Source organism: Moraxella atlantae NBRC 14588, from assembly GCF_001591265.1.
GTDB lineage: Bacteria > Pseudomonadota > Gammaproteobacteria > Pseudomonadales > Moraxellaceae > Faucicola > Faucicola atlantae.
Genome location: NZ_BCUL01000003.1, coordinates 1 through 18920, shown reverse-complemented (window position 1 = coordinate 18920; position 18920 = coordinate 1). Strand labels below are relative to the sequence as shown.

Annotated in this window: 19 protein-coding genes and 1 pseudogene; all 20 read left to right on the top strand. The window is 39.6% G+C overall.

The window, feature by feature from the left end:
- Positions 1–150 precede the first annotated feature (150 nt).
- A complete protein-coding gene (locus MA2_RS02760) occupies positions 151–708 on the top strand; it encodes a hypothetical protein (protein WP_143821843.1) in 558 nt (185 codons plus the stop codon).
- 107 nt (positions 709–815) lie between these two features.
- Positions 816–1220, top strand: a complete 405-nt coding sequence (locus tag MA2_RS02755) for a hypothetical protein (protein ID WP_169795159.1) — start codon at positions 816–818, stop codon at positions 1218–1220.
- A gap of 79 nt (positions 1221–1299) precedes the next feature.
- A complete protein-coding gene (locus tag MA2_RS02750; RefSeq protein WP_067056220.1) occupies positions 1300–1827 on the top strand; it encodes a GreA/GreB family elongation factor in 528 nt (175 codons plus the stop codon).
- Between the two features lie 71 nt (positions 1828–1898).
- On the top strand, positions 1899–2495 hold the full coding sequence (locus tag MA2_RS02745) for a nucleoside/nucleotide kinase family protein (RefSeq protein WP_245945313.1): 597 nt from the start codon (positions 1899–1901) through the stop codon (positions 2493–2495).
- Between the two features lie 135 nt (positions 2496–2630).
- Positions 2631–3866, top strand: a complete 1236-nt coding sequence (gene csm6, locus MA2_RS11405) for a CRISPR-associated ring nuclease Csm6 (RefSeq protein ID WP_067056215.1) — start codon at positions 2631–2633, stop codon at positions 3864–3866.
- A gap of 13 nt (positions 3867–3879) precedes the next feature.
- A complete protein-coding gene (locus tag MA2_RS02735) occupies positions 3880–5559 on the top strand; it encodes a Cas10/Cmr2 second palm domain-containing protein (protein ID WP_067056212.1) in 1680 nt (559 codons plus the stop codon).
- Positions 5559–6212 (top strand): RAMP superfamily CRISPR-associated protein, encoded by a 654-nt coding sequence (locus MA2_RS02730; RefSeq protein WP_067056209.1) that lies wholly within the window; start codon positions 5559–5561, stop codon positions 6210–6212. Before MA2_RS02735 ends, MA2_RS02730 begins: the two co-directional genes overlap by 1 nt.
- A gap of 14 nt (positions 6213–6226) precedes the next feature.
- Positions 6227–7840 carry an RAMP superfamily CRISPR-associated protein gene (locus MA2_RS02725; RefSeq protein WP_067056206.1) on the top strand — a complete coding sequence of 538 codons (1614 nt, stop codon included), beginning with the start codon at positions 6227–6229 and terminating at the stop codon, positions 7838–7840.
- Positions 7837–9240, top strand: a complete 1404-nt coding sequence (locus tag MA2_RS02720) for an RAMP superfamily CRISPR-associated protein (RefSeq protein ID WP_067056203.1) — start codon at positions 7837–7839, stop codon at positions 9238–9240. The genes MA2_RS02725 and MA2_RS02720 overlap by 4 nt, the downstream gene beginning before the upstream one ends.
- A gap of 3 nt (positions 9241–9243) precedes the next feature.
- On the top strand, positions 9244–9726 hold the full coding sequence (locus MA2_RS02715; RefSeq protein WP_067056199.1) for a hypothetical protein: 483 nt from the start codon (positions 9244–9246) through the stop codon (positions 9724–9726).
- Positions 9727–9728: 2 nt separating this feature from the next.
- Positions 9729–11825 (top strand): TIGR03986 family type III CRISPR-associated RAMP protein, encoded by a 2097-nt coding sequence (locus MA2_RS02710; RefSeq protein WP_067056196.1) that lies wholly within the window; start codon positions 9729–9731, stop codon positions 11823–11825.
- 78 nt (positions 11826–11903) lie between these two features.
- Positions 11904–12728: a hypothetical protein gene (locus tag MA2_RS02705; RefSeq protein ID WP_067337623.1), complete on the top strand. Its 825-nt coding sequence runs from the start codon at positions 11904–11906 to the stop codon at positions 12726–12728.
- Positions 12729–12745: 17 nt separating this feature from the next.
- Entirely contained in the window at positions 12746–13504 is a 759-nt protein-coding gene (locus MA2_RS02700) for an alpha-ketoglutarate-dependent dioxygenase AlkB family protein (protein WP_067056189.1), read from the top strand.
- A 24-nt stretch (positions 13505–13528) separates the two neighbouring features.
- On the top strand, positions 13529–14647 hold the full coding sequence (locus MA2_RS02695) for a putative CRISPR-associated protein (protein WP_082987809.1): 1119 nt from the start codon (positions 13529–13531) through the stop codon (positions 14645–14647).
- A gap of 116 nt (positions 14648–14763) precedes the next feature.
- Positions 14764–15201 (top strand): hypothetical protein, encoded by a 438-nt coding sequence (locus MA2_RS02690; RefSeq protein ID WP_067056183.1) that lies wholly within the window; start codon positions 14764–14766, stop codon positions 15199–15201.
- A 68-nt stretch (positions 15202–15269) separates the two neighbouring features.
- Positions 15270–15554: a CRISPR-associated endonuclease Cas2 gene (gene cas2 / locus MA2_RS02685; RefSeq protein ID WP_067056180.1), complete on the top strand. Its 285-nt coding sequence runs from the start codon at positions 15270–15272 to the stop codon at positions 15552–15554.
- Between the two features lie 39 nt (positions 15555–15593).
- Entirely contained in the window at positions 15594–16610 is a 1017-nt protein-coding gene (cas1, locus tag MA2_RS02680) for a CRISPR-associated endonuclease Cas1 (RefSeq protein WP_067056177.1), read from the top strand.
- A 3-nt stretch (positions 16611–16613) separates the two neighbouring features.
- Positions 16614–16907 (top strand): CRISPR-associated endonuclease Cas2, encoded by a 294-nt coding sequence (gene cas2 / locus MA2_RS02675; RefSeq protein ID WP_067056173.1) that lies wholly within the window; start codon positions 16614–16616, stop codon positions 16905–16907.
- Positions 16908–17020: 113 nt separating this feature from the next.
- Positions 17021–18124, top strand: a complete 1104-nt coding sequence (locus MA2_RS11090; protein ID WP_143821841.1) for a hypothetical protein — start codon at positions 17021–17023, stop codon at positions 18122–18124.
- A gap of 188 nt (positions 18125–18312) precedes the next feature.
- Positions 18313–18573, top strand: a pseudogene (locus MA2_RS10830) (zinc ribbon domain-containing protein); the annotation flags it as partial.
- Between the last annotated feature and the right edge of the window lie 347 nt (positions 18574–18920).

The window sequence follows — 18920 nt, the reverse complement described above, 5'->3', positions numbered from 1 at the left end:
AATCACGTTGATAGTCTGGCTTTACCTGTATTACAACAGGTTTTCGATAGCCATTTTGCTCACACGTCTGCACACGATTTGACATCATTGGCTGGTTTGTTGGAGCAAAACTGTCGCCTTTCACAGGTTAAATCGTTACTCCAAGCTATTTTGAACACACCCGCCCAGCTCGCCACGATTGCCAAACGTTCGTACTGGCATGGCAATGGCTTTTTAAAAATTGTGTTGCTTGACCAAGGCTATAAATTGCGTTTGCACATTTGGTTCAATGGCGTTGCCTGTGAGGAAAATATTCATAGCCATCGTTGGGGCTTTGCGTCGCATGTGTTGGTGGGTACGCTCAAAAGTGAGATTTGGCAAGATGCCACCGACACTCAAGAGCAACCCACCATCATGGCAGATGAGTATCGCTATACTGCCAAACAAGGCAACACGCCTGCCCAAAAAGCATTTTTACACAGAACCCCGCTGGTCAAATCGCAAGACGTGGTTCAGCATGCAGACAATACGTATGTCATGTATCCGCATGAGCTACATAAAATCAATCACCCTGGGGACAATCTGGTCGCCACCATGATTTGCACCGCCCCAACGGATAGCATGACCAATCGCTTGTTTCCCAGCAGTGACAATCCCACGCTAGCACCTGCACAACTGACGCCTGACGAGTTACGAGAAGCCATTGAGCGTTTTTTGGCTCAAGGCTAGTTATTGCTCTCAAATTAGGGTACTCAAAACCAGCAAATTTAATTTTAGCTTTTTTCTACTTTAACAATGAGGTTTTTATGCAACATTTAACGATTCCCACCGCTACTTTGCAAACATTACTAAGCCACCAGCAAATTGCTACTTTGGACACCACAAATCCATTGATTGAGCTTGAACAATCAAGCCTAGAAAAACTGCGTTCACGTCAGTTAAAGGAAAATTCGCAACAATTTTTAAATGGGTATGACCGACTGTTTCGTCATATCAGTATTCTGCTATTGGAACAGGGTTATGCCTTGACTGACTTCAAACCCCACCAAAGCTTGCGAAAAATCTGCCAACAATGGCAAGCTAATGTTGCCATTAATCAGATGATAAATGAGCGACATCGCTTAAAAAAATCGCAACAAGCACCTTTGTCAATCAACAACCAAGCCATTGATTGCTTGCATCATCTATTAAATCTCTTTGATGAGCAGGACGCAGCGGAAATAAAAGCGATTTTTCCATAAGCTTATAAATCCGCAAAATTTTTATCGTTTATCTTATGCTATTAACACTTAAACTTTCTATTTTTATTTTGGAGACATCATGAATGCACTGTCAAACAGCATTCCAACTGACATTTTCTTGACCGAAAAAGGCTTTGCCAATCTCAAAGCCATGCTAGCCCGCAAGCAAGCAGAATACGCCGAAGTGCGAGAACATCGCCAAGTGGCGTTTGAATTATCGGGCGATGGCTGGCATGACAATCCAGAGTTTAACCGTCAGCAGCAGATGGAAGCCAATCTAAATCATTTGGTGAAAACCTTGACCGATAGAATCGCTCAAGCCAAACCGTTGACCATCATGGATGGCAATCGTCCTATCGAGCAAGTCGCCATCGGTTCGGTCGTCAATATTACCCGTTATAACCTAAATACTGACGAAGAACTAAACGAAACTTGGGAAATTGTCGGCTTTGATGAAACCGATGTCAATGCTTGGCAAATCGGCTACAACGCCCCACTTGCCAAAGCGATTTATGGGCTAGCCGTTGGTGAAATCTCTGAAGAACTCACGCTGGGCAATCAAGTGTGGGAAATTGAAATTAATCAGCTTTTTTCTTATAAGCCGTAATCTTAGATGAAATGGGAGCTTGGATGTATATTGCAATTGAAGGCATTAAGGGCGTGGGCAAATCAACGATGGTGTCACATTTAGACAGCATTTTGGCATCAGCGTTACCGTTAGATGGTAAAACCCATACCGTGTTATCACCAACACGTCCTATGCCTTCACAGCATCCGTTAGAAATGCAATATGCAATAAATAGCAACTGTGATAGTTATCGAGAAATGCTGTATGCCGAACGCTCAAATTACCATGCCAGTTGCATTGATTGGCAGACAGATATTATTTTGGGTGACCGTAGCATCATAACAAGCCTTGCGGTACGTTGGCACAAGATTGATGATAGCTTGTCGCCATTGGCTTATTATCAAGCCGTCAGACAAAAAGAAAGCGTCATTAAAATTCCAGACGTTGTTATTCAACTTGATTGCGATGAAAAAACTTTGCTCGATAGATATGCCAATCGTCAGCGTGACTATGGCTTGCACGAAGAATGTATAGAATCAGTCTTGTTGCTAAAAGCCAATTATCAAGGGGTGAAAAACTGGCTACAAACGTGCGAAGCTGAATCGATAATTGGTAAAAGGGTAAATTGGATAACCATTGACACCTATGGTCACGGTTACTTGGCTATTTTGGAACAAATCTTAGCAATCATTGCAAAGTCAAGTTAAAAACATGATTATTCCACACTTTTAATAGTGGAATAATGTTAGTTTGTCTAGTATATTATTTGGCTTTAAACCAAATAATCATATCAAAACAAATACTTAATATAAATTTAAAACTATGTTTAAAAAGGTAACTGTATGAATCGTAACATTTTATTTTTAGTCACAGGCATGACTCCTCAAATCATTACTGAAACCGTTTGGGCACTAGCATGTGACCCGAACAAAACTGATAAATGGATACCTGATGAGATTCATGTATTAAGCACTGAAGATGGCTTGAACCAAATTCGTGCCACATTGTTTGATGAACAGGTTTTTGCAAAACTAAAAAGCGATTATCCTGTACTTACCCATACCAAATTTGACAAAGAATCCCTACATGTGATTAGCAAGGATGGCATTGCTCTAAAAGATTTAAAAACACCTGCTGACAATGAACTAGCTGCCGATATGATTTGCCAAAAGGTGCGTGAATTTACCCAAGATGATAATGTAAACTTGCACGTTTCTATTGCAGGTGGTCGTAAGACCATGGGCTTTTATGCTGGGTATGCGTTATCGTTATATGGACGTAGCCAAGATAGAATGTCGCATGTTTTGGTGGACAGTGAATTTGAAACAGCAAAAGGCTTTTATTATCCAACAACCACAGACTACTTTGTCACCCAAAAATTTACCGATAAACGTTTAAATGCCAAAGACGCTCAAGTTTGGCTTGCTCAAATTCCGTTTGTCAGAATGCGAGATGCAATTTCTACTAAGCATCAGCTTAAAAATGAACAGAAGACTTTTAGTGAAGTTGTTAAGCAAATCAATGAGTCATTTAATACTATTTCCTTAAAAATAGATTTAGCTAACTACCAAATAGTTGTTAACAATAAATTTGAATTCAAGTTACCCCCCCGTGAATTTGCAATGTTACATTGGTTTGCAGAAAATCGCAAACAAGGTGGAAATGGAATCATTGCTCCAACAGGTAATATGAAAAGTAAAGATATTAAGAAAGATGAAATTAGTTATGTTGCCCAACTAACAGAAGAATATCGTCAATACTATCAAGATGTTAAAAAGGTAAAGGGTCTTGAATTTGAAGTTAAGGAAATGAAAACAGCCAAAAGTAAGTCAAAGGCTGTGAAAAAGAAAGACTATTTATCACCTTTAAATGATAATTTGGTGGATGATGAGATAATCGAAGACGTAGATAAGCGTTTTTTTGAAACCGTTAAATCACGCCTAAAGTCTAATTTGGAAGAAAAATTAGGTTTGGAATTGGCTAGTAAACTTGAATTGACCCAAGATAAAAGAGGAGAGCCTTTTTTCCTTAATATCAACCCAGACAATATAACAATTATAGATAGCTTTAAAGACTAGGGGACATAAAATTATGAAATATGCTTATTTATTCGAAGCCCGTGGCATTCAACGTTTTTTGTTTGCAACAGGCAAACTTAAAGACATGATTGCAGGTAGTGAACTAATCGATTATATCTGTAGCGAGAAAGGCTATGTAAATCAAGTACTAGAAGCATTGCATTTAAAAGATACAGTAAAAACACCCCGTATAGCAGGCGGTGTATTTTATCTTATTTTTGATAATAAAGAAGATGCTTTACGTTTCCAATCTGTCTGGCGAGTTGCATCTGCACAGTGGTTGCCAGGCCTAGAACGTGTTGATGCCATGAGCGAAGCAGATTCAATAAAAGATGCCGTTAGCAAAGGTATTAAAAAACTTGCAGAAGAACGTAATAAGGTACAAATTGAACTACCAAATGCTAGCCCAATTACCGAACGTAGTCCTAGAACGGGTTTAGCTGCTGTTGAACATAGCAATCGTGAAGCTTCTGGCAGAGAGTCGCTTGATTTATCCACATCAATTTTACGAAATTTTAAGAGAAAAGATGGTGAATCATTAACACAGCGTTTTGTTGATGATAATGAAATACACTTTCCAAATAATTTTGAAAAGGATGCAAAAGATGATAAACGTTTTCCACTTGGTCGCCGTCAATTAGTGGGATTGATTCATGCCGACGGTAATGGATTAGGCGAAATCTTACGTCTTTTGAATGATGCTTGCAAGGAAGCCAATGATACGACGTATGAAACACTTTACAAAACCTTCTCACAAGGGATTACAACCGCTACGATTGAAGCAACTAAAGTTGCTACTAAAAGTCAATTGGTTGAATATCGTAATGAAAACAATGTTATACCTGCACGCCCACTTGTACTTGGTGGTGATGATTTATCTGTGATTGTTCGTGCGGATTTAGCTATTGATTTTACCAATGCCTTTTTAAAAGCTTTTAAAGAATCCAGTAAAACGCAAATGGCTATTTTGAAAAAAGCTTTTGAAGAAAATAATTTATCTGAAAATGCCAAAAAACTACCGAATTATCTGACTGCCTGTGCTGGTATCGTCTTTATGAAGGCATCACAGCCATTTTATAGAGCCTATGGCTTGGCGGAAGATTTGTGTAAACAGGCAAAAAACTATTCACGTAGTCATAAAAAATCTGATGATTCGACAGATAAAGTGGAAATAATTCCTTCTAGTATTGCTTTTTACAAAGTTAACGACAGCATCTTAGAAGATGCTAAGACCATGTATGCACAAACGCAAATTGCTGATCATGGCGAACAAACCTATGATTTAACACTACCTGCTTACTTGGTTGATGAGCATCATGAACAGTTGGCTAATATTGAAGATTTATTACGCTTACAGCAGCATTTATCAAAATCTTCACTCAACGATACAACCCTGCGTGAACTAGCGACACTAATTCATGCAGATATTGCTCAAGCAAAACAGGTATATCGTCGTTGGCGTAATTTGGCTGAAAAAAATGAAGTGAATCTTTCTAAACAAGAAACTAAAGAAAGAAAAGACTTTATACAGTTTGAAAATGATTTGACTAAGTTGATTGGAGGTTTGCAAAAAGATCTGCCCGTTAGCCTAGTGAATGGTCAAAAATATCATACCGTCTTGGGTGACTTATTATCTCTAATCACCGTATCCAAAGAGGCTGGAAAATCAAATAAAAACAGCGAGGTTGCATAATGAGTAGTGCGGATAAAAAATTAAAACTTGATTTTCAGGGCTATTGGCACGTAGGTAGTGGGCGTGGTGAAGGCTATCATCTTGATGCAGTATGTTTAAAAGATAATTACGGGTTACCTTACGTTTCAGGTAAACAACTGAAAGGTTTGTTGCGTCATGCGGTGCGTCGTGCTGAAGCGTGGGGTTGGTACAAAGACTTTGTATTGCCTACAGGTAAACGTCAAAGTTTTGAAGAACTGCTTTTTGGTAGTGAAAGTCAGGATTTAACTCGATTTGATACTTTTTCAGGGATGTTGTTTGTGGACAATGCGACTTTGTCCGAACCTGAGTATAGCTTCTTACAGCAAGCGGATAAAGTTCAATATCGTCAAGCGTTATATCAACCGCTTTATAGCACTGCAATCAATCCAGAGACAGGAACAGCTGTTGAAAATAGTCTAAGAGGTATTGAGGTTACTTTACCTTGTCGGTTATATACCGAATTAACCCTAAAAATTTCAGCCTTAGAATCCGAGTTAATCGCTCAACAAAAAGCATTCTTAGAATCAAATACAGCATGGCAAATTATCGAAAAAGCCTTGCCTCTCATTGATGCTATAGGAGCTCATCGTACTCGTGGGCTTGGGGAAGTGATTGTGACGTTTGAGGACTAACATAAGGAACAATGATGAAACAACAATTTTTTACTATTGACTTAAAGCAGCCTGTTATTATCAGTCAGCAAGCCGCGACAGCTGGGGCTCACCAAAGCTTAGATTATATCTCTGGCTCAAGTATTTTAGGTTTGGTCGCAGGCAAAATTTACAATGAACTTTCGCAAGAAGATGCGTTTACTGTATTTCATAGCGGAAAGATTCGTTTTTTAAATGCATTACCAACATCTAATAATGAGATTGGCTATCCTGTACCCTTAAGCTTGCATAATTTTAAGGGTGAAACTTACTTAGAAGAAAAAAATATTTTAGCTAGTCAAGTATTTGATGTTTCAAACATTACTGATGGAGAATTGAAAAACCGTCAGCCAGTTCAATTAAGAAATTTCTATATTAACAGTTTTGGTCAAAAAATCACGCCAATCAAAGAACAAACCTTAAAAACTGCGATTGATAAAAACCATAATCGTGCTGCCAATGGTCAGTTATTTGGCTATGAGGCACTATCTAAAGGACAGCAACTACAATTTAGCGTGCAAGCCGATGATGATATTAACGATGGTTTATGGCAAAAGATTCTCCAATCGTTAGATGGTACGGCTCATCTTGGACGTTCTCGTAGTTCGCAATTTGGGAAGGTGGAAATCTGTAAGGTTGACAATAAACCAAACCAAAAACCTAAAGCTGATAAAATTTTAACCTTATGGTTATTAAGTGATATGTGCTTGCAGGATAACAATCAAATCACACTATTACCAAAACCAGCACAATTAGGGTTGCCTGATGGTACAGAATGGCTAAGCGATAAATCATTTGTACGTACACGTCGCTATAGTATTTTTAATAATTACCGCAAACACTATGACAAAGAGCGTCAAGTAATTGTACAAGGTAGTGTATTGCGTTACCAATTGCCTGATAATGTGAATTTTGATGAAGTTGTTAAGACCTTAGAGCAAGGTATTGGTTTATACACAGAACAAGGCTTAGGGCAGGTTTTAATCAATCCTGAGATATTACAACAAACTTATCCAACTTGGATCAACAATAGCACTAAGCAACAAGTCGGGCAAGTAACCGAAATTGTAGAGCCTAAAACTCAGCTTGTTCAAACCTTAACAAGACGTGTCAATGCGATAGCATTTGGTGTAAAACCCAAACAACTGGCGAATGAAATTTTTGCTCAACTAGGTGGAAAAATCAACTCTGCTCGCCGTTTTCATGGGGTACGCTATGCATCGAACTTCGAATCGGTAGGGCAACAAGCCCCATCTCGTACACAATTTGGTGGGTTAAAAGAGCTTGCAAATCGCTTTCGTAACGATTCGTCAAAATTGTGGCATGAATTAGCAAATGAAACGAATGGTTTTCTATATGTGAAAAATGTACAAGAAACGGATAATCGTCAAAGCGGTAAATTATATAAAAATAGTGGTTGGGATCTAACCTTTGACACTCAAGACAATCAAAATCTAGGGACTTTTTTGCTAAAACAGTTATCCAACTATAAACAAGAATCCTATTTCCCACAAATTATAGGTGAGTTGGCAGTGCTTGGTATGTCAAATGAATGGGAAAAAGTATGCCTAGGTTTAAATAAAGAAGATGCAGAAGGAGCAGATAAATGATTAGCTCACGTCCCTATTTTAATATGGTAAAAGTAACTTTCGAAGCTCAAAGTGCTCATGCTGTTCATACTGGATTTGGTGATACGACGCACGATTCGTTAGTTGTCAGAGATGCCAATGGCTTGCCCACACTACCTGCAACGAGTATCGCAGGTGTGTTAAGAAGTGCCTATCAAAAACAATTTGATGAGCAGGCTACAAACCAACTATTTGGCTATGCAAAAGGTGATGACGGACAAAGTTCATGGCTTAATATCTCTTGGGGACTTGTACATAATAGTCAAAATATCGCTCAAGAAGGTCTGTTGTCTGATGAAAAATTATTAAAAGATGAGTTATTAAATAAATTATTAGACACAAAACCAATTGTCCGGCAACGTGTTCAGTTAAACGACAAGGGTGTTACTCATGATAGTGGTAAATTTGATACCACATTAATTCCTGCGGGTACACGCTACAGTACCGTTATTCATTATTGGGGCGACGATACTGATGAATCAAAACAGATATGGCAAAACTTTATTAAACTTTTGCATATGCCTTTGCGATTTGGACAAGGAACAAGAAATGGTTATGGCTTGTTCAAAATCCAAGCAATTCATGAAGCAAAGTGGGATTTAACCAATGCAACGGATGCTCAAGCCTATCGACAACGTAACCGTAGCCGAGCTGATTTTACAGGATTAAAAAATATCGCAGAACAAGATGTGTTACCTGTTGTTTCTGCAAATCTAAAATTACAAGCGGAGTCATTTTGGCGTGTTGGTGGTGGTGAGCAATATCTACAAAAACTAGTAAAAGAACGAAATCCAGATTTATTGCCGATGCATGAACCAAAAATCACATGGGAAAATAACAAGGGCAAGTTTACCGAGCAGTTTTATATTTTGCCTGCCACAGCAATTAAAGGAGCGTTACGGCATCGCATTGCCTATCATTATAACTGTTTAACAGGTTGCTTTGTTGAAGATGGTAATTGTGTTGAAACCAATGAAAATCTAGCAGTCAAAACCTTATTTGGTTATGCCAAAGACGAAGACGTTGAAGGCGAAGCAGGTATTTTGGCAATTCGTGATTTTTATTTAACCCCAAATAATGAAAAAATCCAAGAAGTGATTCACAATAAAATTGACCGCTATACCGCTGGCGTGATTAGCGGTGCATTGTTTAGTGAAGCTGATTTGTACCAAAGTAATATTGAAGTGAATTTTGAAATTTTGGATAGCAAAAAATCAGTTGAACCAAACGTCAAAAAGGCATTGGATTTAACCTTAGAAGATTTGGCGAATGGATGGCTACCATTGGGAGCATCTGGCAGTCGTGGCTTGGGTGTATTTTTAGATGCTACAGGTCAAGGCGTGACTTGGTCAAATAAAGAACAATGGATGGCAGAGGAATAATTTATGTCAAACAATATTCAAAAGTTATTGGCAGATTTAACACTGATTGCCAACCAACAAGACGTGAAATTTGATATTAGCAAATATAAGCCTATCTCACTAACAACCACAGTACAGACATTTCATTCTATCAATGATTTAGTGGCTTATATTGAAAATCAAGGCAATATTTCTGGTTGGGTGCAAGAGACCAGTTTTATTCATCATTTATATCAAGATACTTACAAATGGCGGTCAATTCCCTTAAATGCTGAATGGCATGATGGAGACAGCACGAGCTTTATCTTAGATTATATTGGTAAAAATGTATGGCAAATCACAAGCTATGCAATGACACAAAATGATGAACCAACACATTTGGCAGAGAAAATGATGCAATATGAGGTTGATAGCAATAGAAAACTGGTCTATCAACGCCTTTGGTCTTTTAAGGAAAACGCACCTGTCGCAGATATTGCCGTATTTGATGGCTTTGAGGGAGAATAAAAATGAGTATTCAAGCACCTTATCGTTTTGTACCGTTATCAAACTTAGTAGTGCTACCAGAATGGGCAGAGCAAGTCAGTCATGATAAACCCTTTAAAGATGGTATTTGTGGGGAGTTTGGTCTTAATATCAAATCTTTAAGCGAACTATGCGTTGGTGGTGAACAAACACCTTCTAGCGAGCAATCTGCTGGGATCGTTAATTTTTTTAAAACACCTGACGGTCAACCCGCTATTCCTGCTAGTAGTTTAAAAGGTATGCTACGTAATGTTTTAGAGATTGCGACTTTCTCACGATTTAAACAAGTTGAAGACCAGAAATTGGGTGTGCGTGATATTTCACAATCACAGAACTTTTATACAAAAGCAATTACTAAAGAAAGTCCTAAAGCAGGGTGGTTAACTTTTAAGAATTCTGAATGGGTTATAACGCCTTGTAAATATGTGCGAGTTCATCAGCAAGAAATTATTAATAATTTCAATATAAATTATGATGACTGGAAAAAGCTTAAAACAATTAGACAACGTTATAGTACGCTAACGATTTGTCCAAATGTCAAATTTGAAGATAAATTCGAAAGTAAGAACGGCAAGAGTCTAGCAAAATTAAATAATTCGGGCTCTATTAAAGGTCAGTTAGTGGTAACTGGACAGCCAGGACCCGCATTTAAAGACAACAAAAGTGCTAAAAAATATGAATTCATTTTCTTTAGTGAAAATCAAGACTCACTGACAATTTCCGCCAAAGTGATGAGTGGATTTAAACAAATTCATGCAGATACGGACGAGTGGAAATTTTGGCAAAAAAATATTAGTCAATTAAAATATGGCATTCCTGTTTTTTATCATACTAACACTGATGGCAGTGTGCGTTCTCTAGGTTTGGCTTTAATGTATAAGCTGGCTTATGACAACAGCATTCATGATGCAATTGGGCATACAAGTAGTAAACATATTAAATTCTCAAATGCAGATTTTTCAGATTTGTTGTTTGGTTTTATTGAAGATGATAGTGCCTTACGAGGGCGAGTTAATATCGGCTTAGGCTTCCTAAATCAAAATGAGTTTCATCTAACAAAAACAATGCCGACTGTGCTAAGTTCACCAAAAGCAACATACTATCCATTGTACATTCGTCAAACATCAAATAAAGATTTTAACCAGTTAATGCAGAATAATGCAGAATTATCTGGTTGGAAACGCTACCCCGTTAAACCGGTAGATATTTTGCCACCACCCGATAAATCTACACCAAAAGTGCAAGTTCGTTTTGAAACATTACCTGAGAATACTCAATTTAGCAGCAAAATCCGTTTTCATAATCTAAGACCTGTCGAGCTTGGTGCTCTGATTTGGGTATTAGACTTTGGTGGGCGTACAGAATTACGTCATCAAATTGGTATAGGAAAACCTTATGGTTTAGGACAAGTAAGTTTAGCCATAGATAATGGTGCGATTAAACTACGTCGCAACGATCACCAAAATATTGATGATGTTGAGTTGTTTTTAATGGCTTGTCGCCAAGAATTTATAGATTATATGGAAAATATCTTTAAATCCATCAATCAAAGCTGGGAAAAATCTGGTGAAATAAAAGCTTTGCTAGATTATGCTAAATATGACAACCAAAGCCAAAATCTAGAATATTTATCTACTCCTAAAGCTTACGCTGATTTGCGTAAGAAAGAATATTTGGATGAATTCATGGAAGAATTTCATCAATATAAACTAACCAATATTGAGTCTTCTACTATAGACTTCTCTTACCATAATAGACTCGATGCTCAAATGATGACTGTCAAAAAGATAATAGCTAGAAAACAAGCTGAGGAAAAACGTAAAGAACAAAAGAAAACGGCAACTGAGGAAGAGCGTACTTTACTTGAGCTTGAAGATTTTATTGCACAAGCAGAAATTGAGGTAACTAAGACCATCAAGGGTAATGCGAGTAAAAAATTCAAACAAGCATTTGAAAATAATTGGTCATATTTTGATGATGAACAGAAAATAAGGTTCAAAGAGCACGCAAAAAGAGTTATGGACCTCATAGAAGATAAAGCTTTAGGAAAACTTATCAATAAAATAAATAATGCTGATTAAAGCATAAGCTTATACTTTTCAACCTACCTTTAAAAAACCGTCATAATGCGTTCATCAACTCACAATGAGGAACGCATTATGAACGCTATCATCAACACCGCTTGCCAATCAATGAACACTCAAGGTTTCGCTGGCTTTTATCACAGCCTAGTGGCACAAGTCGCCCCCAATCTACCCATGACGTATGGTGAATTTGTCAATCGCACAGGACGTGCGACCCAGCCCCTTGCTAGCCAAAACGATGCGTTATTTTATAGCGTGGCGTATGGTATGAGCCACTACACGACCTTTCGTGCGGTATTAGCGGATAATCTCACCATTGAACAGCGTGATAGTGTTATCAATATCATTGACTATGGTTGTGGTCAAGGCGTGGCAACGCTTGCTACGATGGAGCATATCGCCAGTCAAAAAGACCCAAAAACCGTTCACCTTAATATTCATTTGATTGAGCCATCAAGCGTGTCTTTGGGCAATGCCAGTTATAAAGTGCTATGCTTGGCACAAGCGTATGGCTTTAATGCTAATATCACGACCCAAAATTGTCTCTTGGCAAATGCCACCGTGCCAAACTTTAGCAATGGGGCAGATACCCTGCATTTGATGTCATATATCTTAGACGTGCGTGCTGTGCAACAACAATTAAGCCATATCACAGGACAAATCCGTCAATTGTCAGGCGTTCAGCATATTATTGCCAGTGATATTGCCCATCCGACAGGCTTTAATGGCTTAAATTTGTTGTCTCGCCAACTGCTTGGCTATGCGACTTATATTGAGCGTTATAACGAAACCTACCAATGCTATGATGTGATACAGGGTGGTTTTACGTCTCGCACTTCCAAAGCCATCGGCTTTATGCTGTCGCTCAATAACGATTCGGCTTTTCATCAAGTGGCGTAATTCTTACAGGAAAAAACATGGATTTATTTAACATCTTTGATGAAGAAAATACACTCAATAAGCTGATTATCAATGGCAAATTTCAAAACACCGATTTTGATGCTCATTTGCATAATGATGGTAAAGGCATTGTCATTGCCGTGCCTTATGGTCGCTTATATTACGCACCACATTATTTTGACCAAAGCCAAAGCGATGCGTTTTTCGATTATTTTTTGGCGTGTGATGGCATCAACAGTCGTGAGTATGACTGGCGAAACGAAATGGATATCAATGCTATGCCGTTTACTAATATCGCATGGCATCAAGACACCATCAAAATGTATGGCAAAGAACATCGCTTGCCTCGAGTATCGGCTTGGTATGGCGATAGTGACCGCCCTTATACTTATTCTGGCATTACCTTGCAACCAAAAACTTGGACAGATAAGCTCAATCAGCTTCGTGATGAACTAGAAAAAATCTGCAAACGTCGATTTAATAGTGTATTGTGTAACTGGTATCGCTCAGGCGAAGACCATATCAGTTGGCATACCGATGCCGAGCCAGAATTGGGTAAAAACCCGATGATTGCATCAGTCAATTTTGGGGAAAGTCGGCGTTTTTTATTGCGGTTAAAAGACAATCACGACATTAAAGTCGAGATTCCCCTCCATCATGGTAGTGTGCTGGTGATGGCAGGCGAATTACAGCACCATTGGCAACATAGCGTGCCGAAGCAAAAAAGGGTAAAATCAAGTCGGATTAATTTAACATTTCGCACGATTCACGTTTAGTTGCTTATCAAAGGTCTATTCAAAATGGCAAATTTTATTTTATCTACCTGTGGGACAAGTGTATTAACCAATCAAGCTTCAAGTGATGTTCGTAATAATATCACTCGCTACTCCAATACAGTTGAATGGTCGGCTATACCAGATGATATTGCGATACATCTACAGGATCATATTGAAGAACGAAAATCTACGCTACTTGCAATGAAAGATTTACGTGAAATTAAGCGAATGAGTGCTGAATTAAACGGATTACTGGCATGGCAAAACCAAAGCAACACAACCCCACAAGATATCTACTACTTATTAGCCACTGATACCCTTATGGGGCAGGCGACAGCTGATATCATTAGCCAATGGCTAAAAAATCAAGGTTACCAGTGCCAAATCATAAACAGTTCAGGACTACGTACTTCACAGTTAGCAAGTTTTCGAGAAGCATTGACAGGTTTGGCTAGACAACTGATTGAAATTATTGACGGCTATAAAACGAGTGGCTACCAAATCTATTTTAACTTGACTGGTGGCTTCAAAAGCCTTAACGGTTTTTTGCAAGCAATTGCGAGTATTTATGCTGACCAGGCTTTTTACTTATTTGAAGGTAGTAGTGAGTTATTATTTATTCCTCAATTACCCTTTAAGCTCGATAGTAAGGTAATTGAAAAAAACTTAGTGGCATTTCGTCGCTTAGTCAATGACCTAGCTATTCAGCCCGAACAACTTGCCCAGATTCCAGATAGTCTGTTATTTGATTTGGCAGGTCAGACCATATTGTCGGAATGGGGCGAATTACTTTGGCTATCGCAAAAAAATGCCTTGTACAGCGAAAAATTACAAGAAAGTATTTCTGGCAAAATTATTTTTATGCCAGAATTTTATGACAGTATTAAGGCTATGCCAAACCATTTAATACCTAAACTTAACACCACCATTGATCAACTAGCCGTTTTTGCAGAAAACCCCAACAATCCCAATCTACGCTCACTCGATGCCAAGCCATTAAAAGAGCAACAGTATCGTGATAAAGGCTATTGGGAATGCGATATTGATGGCAATCATTACCGAATTTTTATGATCAAAGAGGGTGATAGCTTTAAGCTACAAAAAGCAGGAGAAGCTTTGCATAAATCCAAATCTACCATTTAACGTCCCTAAAACCACAAGCTTACCGTTTCGGCACCTATCAAACTACTATGGCATACTAACGGCGTTACTCGCGTTGGTATGCCATTTTTTTTGCAAATTTTTAGTAGGAGAAGCGTATGAATAAGCCCACCATTGAAGTTTTTACCAGTGTCATGGCTCGAATACCTAAGCCAAAACTTATCCAAGTGCTGTGTTGTCATTATGGCGATGAACAAGCCACGGTGCTGTATGTCGGACATGATTTTGATGAAGCGATGAGCGTTTTTCAGAATCAGCCGGTCAATGAGATGGGCATTTGTAGTTTGTACTTGGATGAAGAAGTCTATATTCGCAACGATAGAATCAAACAAGATTTTTTCCCAGAATTTTATCCCGAAGTGCAAACAGCAAGCAAAGAGCGGTTTAACGAATTGCTCCATATCTGCTTCAAAGAACGGTTAGATGTACAAATCAAAATGGAACAAGCCATGTACCAAAACTATAAGCCTTATCGTTCATTGTTTGAAAAAGTGCGTGATTTTTACCAATTTCATTTCAAAAAGCCCCCACAATGATAAGCTTATACTTTCTATCTCTAGCATTTTTGGATGTCATACTAACCCCACATTGATGGGGTTTTTTTATGCAACGCAATTTTTATCTCGCCTGTTATGACATCGCCGAACCCAAACGCCAAGCCTTATTTCGGTATAGGGTCAAACGCCATTCATTTTCGGGGCAGTATTCAGCGTATGAATGCTCATTATCCCAGCATGAACGCCAACAGCTTATCGAATTTATGCTACAGCACGCTGTCTTGGGCGAAGATGGCTGTGCTGTGATCAAAGTGCAATCGGTGTATTGGCAAAATCTCCCAAAATCGCCTATCGACCATGCGTCAGCTTCAAATCTGTTTTATATCGGCTAAACCGATGTTTTTGGCAAATTTTTATTACAAGGGGTAACCATGCGAGATATCGTGATTGACCAAAAAGGCTGTCAGCTAACTTACGACAGACAGCTACTGATTTTGCATCATCCAAGTTTTAACCGTCCTGTCACTTTGCCATTTTCACAGATACAGAGCATCACGCTGGTGAGTTCAGTGGTGCTCAATAGCACCTTATTGACCAAATTGGCTGAATGTCGCATTGCGGTGGTGATATTGCCGTCTGGGGCGTTGGGGCAGGCGTGTTTTGTGCAAGGGCAGTGGCAGGCGGGCGTGACAAGACGCCAAAAACAATATGAAACCCTGTCTGATGACAGCCAAAAACAATACTGGGCAAGACAGTTAATACGTCTAAAAATCCATCGCCAAGTGCAGTTGTTACAACGAATTAGTCTTTTACAAAGCAACGATGGTTTGGCTACCGCTGTTCATGAGGCGATAGCCCAATTAAATAGCACCAAGTTTCGGCTCAAACAAAATGATAGTGACAATCTTGCCAGCCTACGGGGTATTGAAGGGGCGACATCGGCGGTATTTTTTCGCCAGTATCAAGCGTTTTTTGACCCCAGTCTTGGCTTTAACAACCGCAACCGCCGTCCACCGCTTGACCCGGTCAATACCATCTTGTCATTGGGTTATACCTTGTTACAGGCGATTTATGAAGAAGCCGTGTATGCCGTTGGCTTTGACCCATATCTTGGCGTGTTGCACGAGATAGCGTATGGGCGTGCGTCACTGGCGTGTGATTTTGTCGAGTTACAACGGGGTGAGATTGAGTATTGGGTATGGCAATTATTTCATCAACAGATTTTGACAATGGCGGATTTTAGCGTCAATCCGTCTGCCCAGCGTCCGTGCGAGTTGCTAAAGTCGGGACGCAATCGCTTTTATCAAGCCTTTAGCAAGATAAAGCCGATACTGCGAAAGACCGCTTTTCGCCATGTCTGGCTATGGCAAAAACGCTTAACCAAGGACACTTCATTGCCCAGTGCGGAACTGGTGATGTTGGGCGATTTTGATGATAGGGAGAATTAACCCATGCACAAACAGAACTTTTTAATCTGCTATGACATTACCAGCCCAAAACGTTTGCAACGCCTACAGCGGTTGGTGAGTAAAGACGGCTTTCAGTTACAGTATTCGGTGTATTACGCCACGCTTTATCCTGATGCCATGGATAAGCTGATTAAAAAAATTCAAACCATTATCAACCCAAACCATGATGATGTGCGGGTTTATGTCGTGGCACCGTTAGAACAAGCATTCGTGGTGGGCAAGCGTTGTCCTGATGTGATGGTATTTGGCGAGGCAGGTGAGCGCATGCAGTGGTAAAGGTGGAGTGGGGGACAAACCATAAGCTTACAAAATCCAAGTTATCAAATAATTGTGACTATACTAACTATCACAACGTCATCACAACGTCATCACAAGTCTTTGGAGTGTCTATGCCAAATTATCTAAAAAACAGCCTGAAACGCCACGCCAATCGCCGTATGAACCGTATGACTCAACGCCAAGTCAATCAAGGCGTGGACAGCGTCTTAAACCAACTACTACCAACTTCACGCTCAAGATATAGACCTAATAACTATCGGCAAAACTATGGATACAGTCACCCCCAAAATCTTGGGCAAGGTTATTACCAACAGGGGATTGAACAAGAGTTTGCCAATGCTTTCGCTGCCGCAAATCGGCAATCTAGCCCTATCATACCGCAATACGGGGACAACGTGAGTGAGCAGGATAGACAGTTTACCCATTTTGTCCAACTTGGAGAAGATTCGGGCTGTGACGAGCTCATCGACGCTAGTCAGCCGTCCAATCAGCCAGCAAGGTCGAGTTTTGATGCGTTTAATCCAACTCACTCATCCAACGCAGTTAATTCAACCATTTCACCCAATAGCATTTATCAATCACACGGAGCTTTTATGAATACAACAACCACAAATCCAACGATGCCAACACCAACTCACTCAACCCATCAACTTAGCCACGCCCAACCCGCCCAAGCGTGTTATCAAATTATCGATAATAAAGCCAATAGCAATGCGGTTTTGCAAGGTGTGAGTGGATTTTTTGGGTTTATTGCGACCACGGCGGTGGATGTGGGGGCGATTCCGCTGATTTATGCCACGCTGTGGAATGAGATTCGGGCGGTGTATGGTCAGCCAGAAATTCAGACGGATGACGCGTTAAAGGTGATTGCCAACATTTTGCCAGAGGTGCTTTCTGATGCCATTTTTGACAAAGTATTGGGCAATGTGCCAATCATTGGCGTGTATTTCAATGCCATCTGTGCCAAGCAGATGACGTGGCGACTTGGCACGCTGTTTACGCTATTGGCGTCTCGGGGTGATGACATCAGTTCGGTCAAGTGTAAAGAGGCGATGATGCTGATTCGGCATATGTTTCCGCAAAAAGATATGTTTAGTTTTACCACACCCGACCATGACAAGTTTATCCAAATCACGGAGGCGGTGAAAGACACGTCGGCGGATAAGTTTAATGAAAAAGTCGAGTCGGCGTTGTCGGTATTTATGGCTATTTAATGATAATTTTAATCTAAACTGGAGATATGATATGGAACCTATTAAACCATTTGCTTTTATGATTATTTCTTTGTTTTTGGGGGCGTTGCCATTTACGGCTTTGTTTTTTATTTGGTGGATAGTGGTGTTAGTTAATAACGTAAGTGTTGGAAAATAGCGAGGTTTTTGCTATAATAGGACTCGCTAGTTTTTATCTGAAACGACAACTGACCTACAAATGCGAGAACGCAGGTTGCCGTTTTGAAATCGTGAATGAGAGATACACGACCCAGCGATGTTCGTGTTGCGGTGAAATCACCGCCAATAGTCCGAAAGGTAGAAAATCGCTTGGAATAAGAGAATGGATATGTGCTTCGTGTGGCACATGGCATGATAGAGATATCAATGCCAGTAAAAACATTCTTGCGGTCGGGCTTGACCGTCTTGTAGAAGGAATCCCCTTGCTTTAGCAAGGGGAGGAAGTCAAATTTGCCTTGAACTGTATAAAAACAAAAATTGGTCAAAAAATCACCAACTTTTTAGTTGAATTTTGTCTACTAAAATTTGTTTTTAACTGGTTGTTTTTATTGATAAATAAAAATAAGTGCAGTTCAAAGCCTTCCCCGATTCCTAGGGGATTAAGACAGATCGCCGTAAATACACAATTCTGACAATAGTAGTTCAAAGCCTTCCCCGATTCCTAGGGGATTAAGACGCAAGCAGCTTGACGCGCTTAAAGCTGCCCCTGGTTCAAAGCCTTCCCCGATTCCTAGGGGATTAAGACGCTAGGGTTCGGCTAATCGTTGTCGCAGTCCAA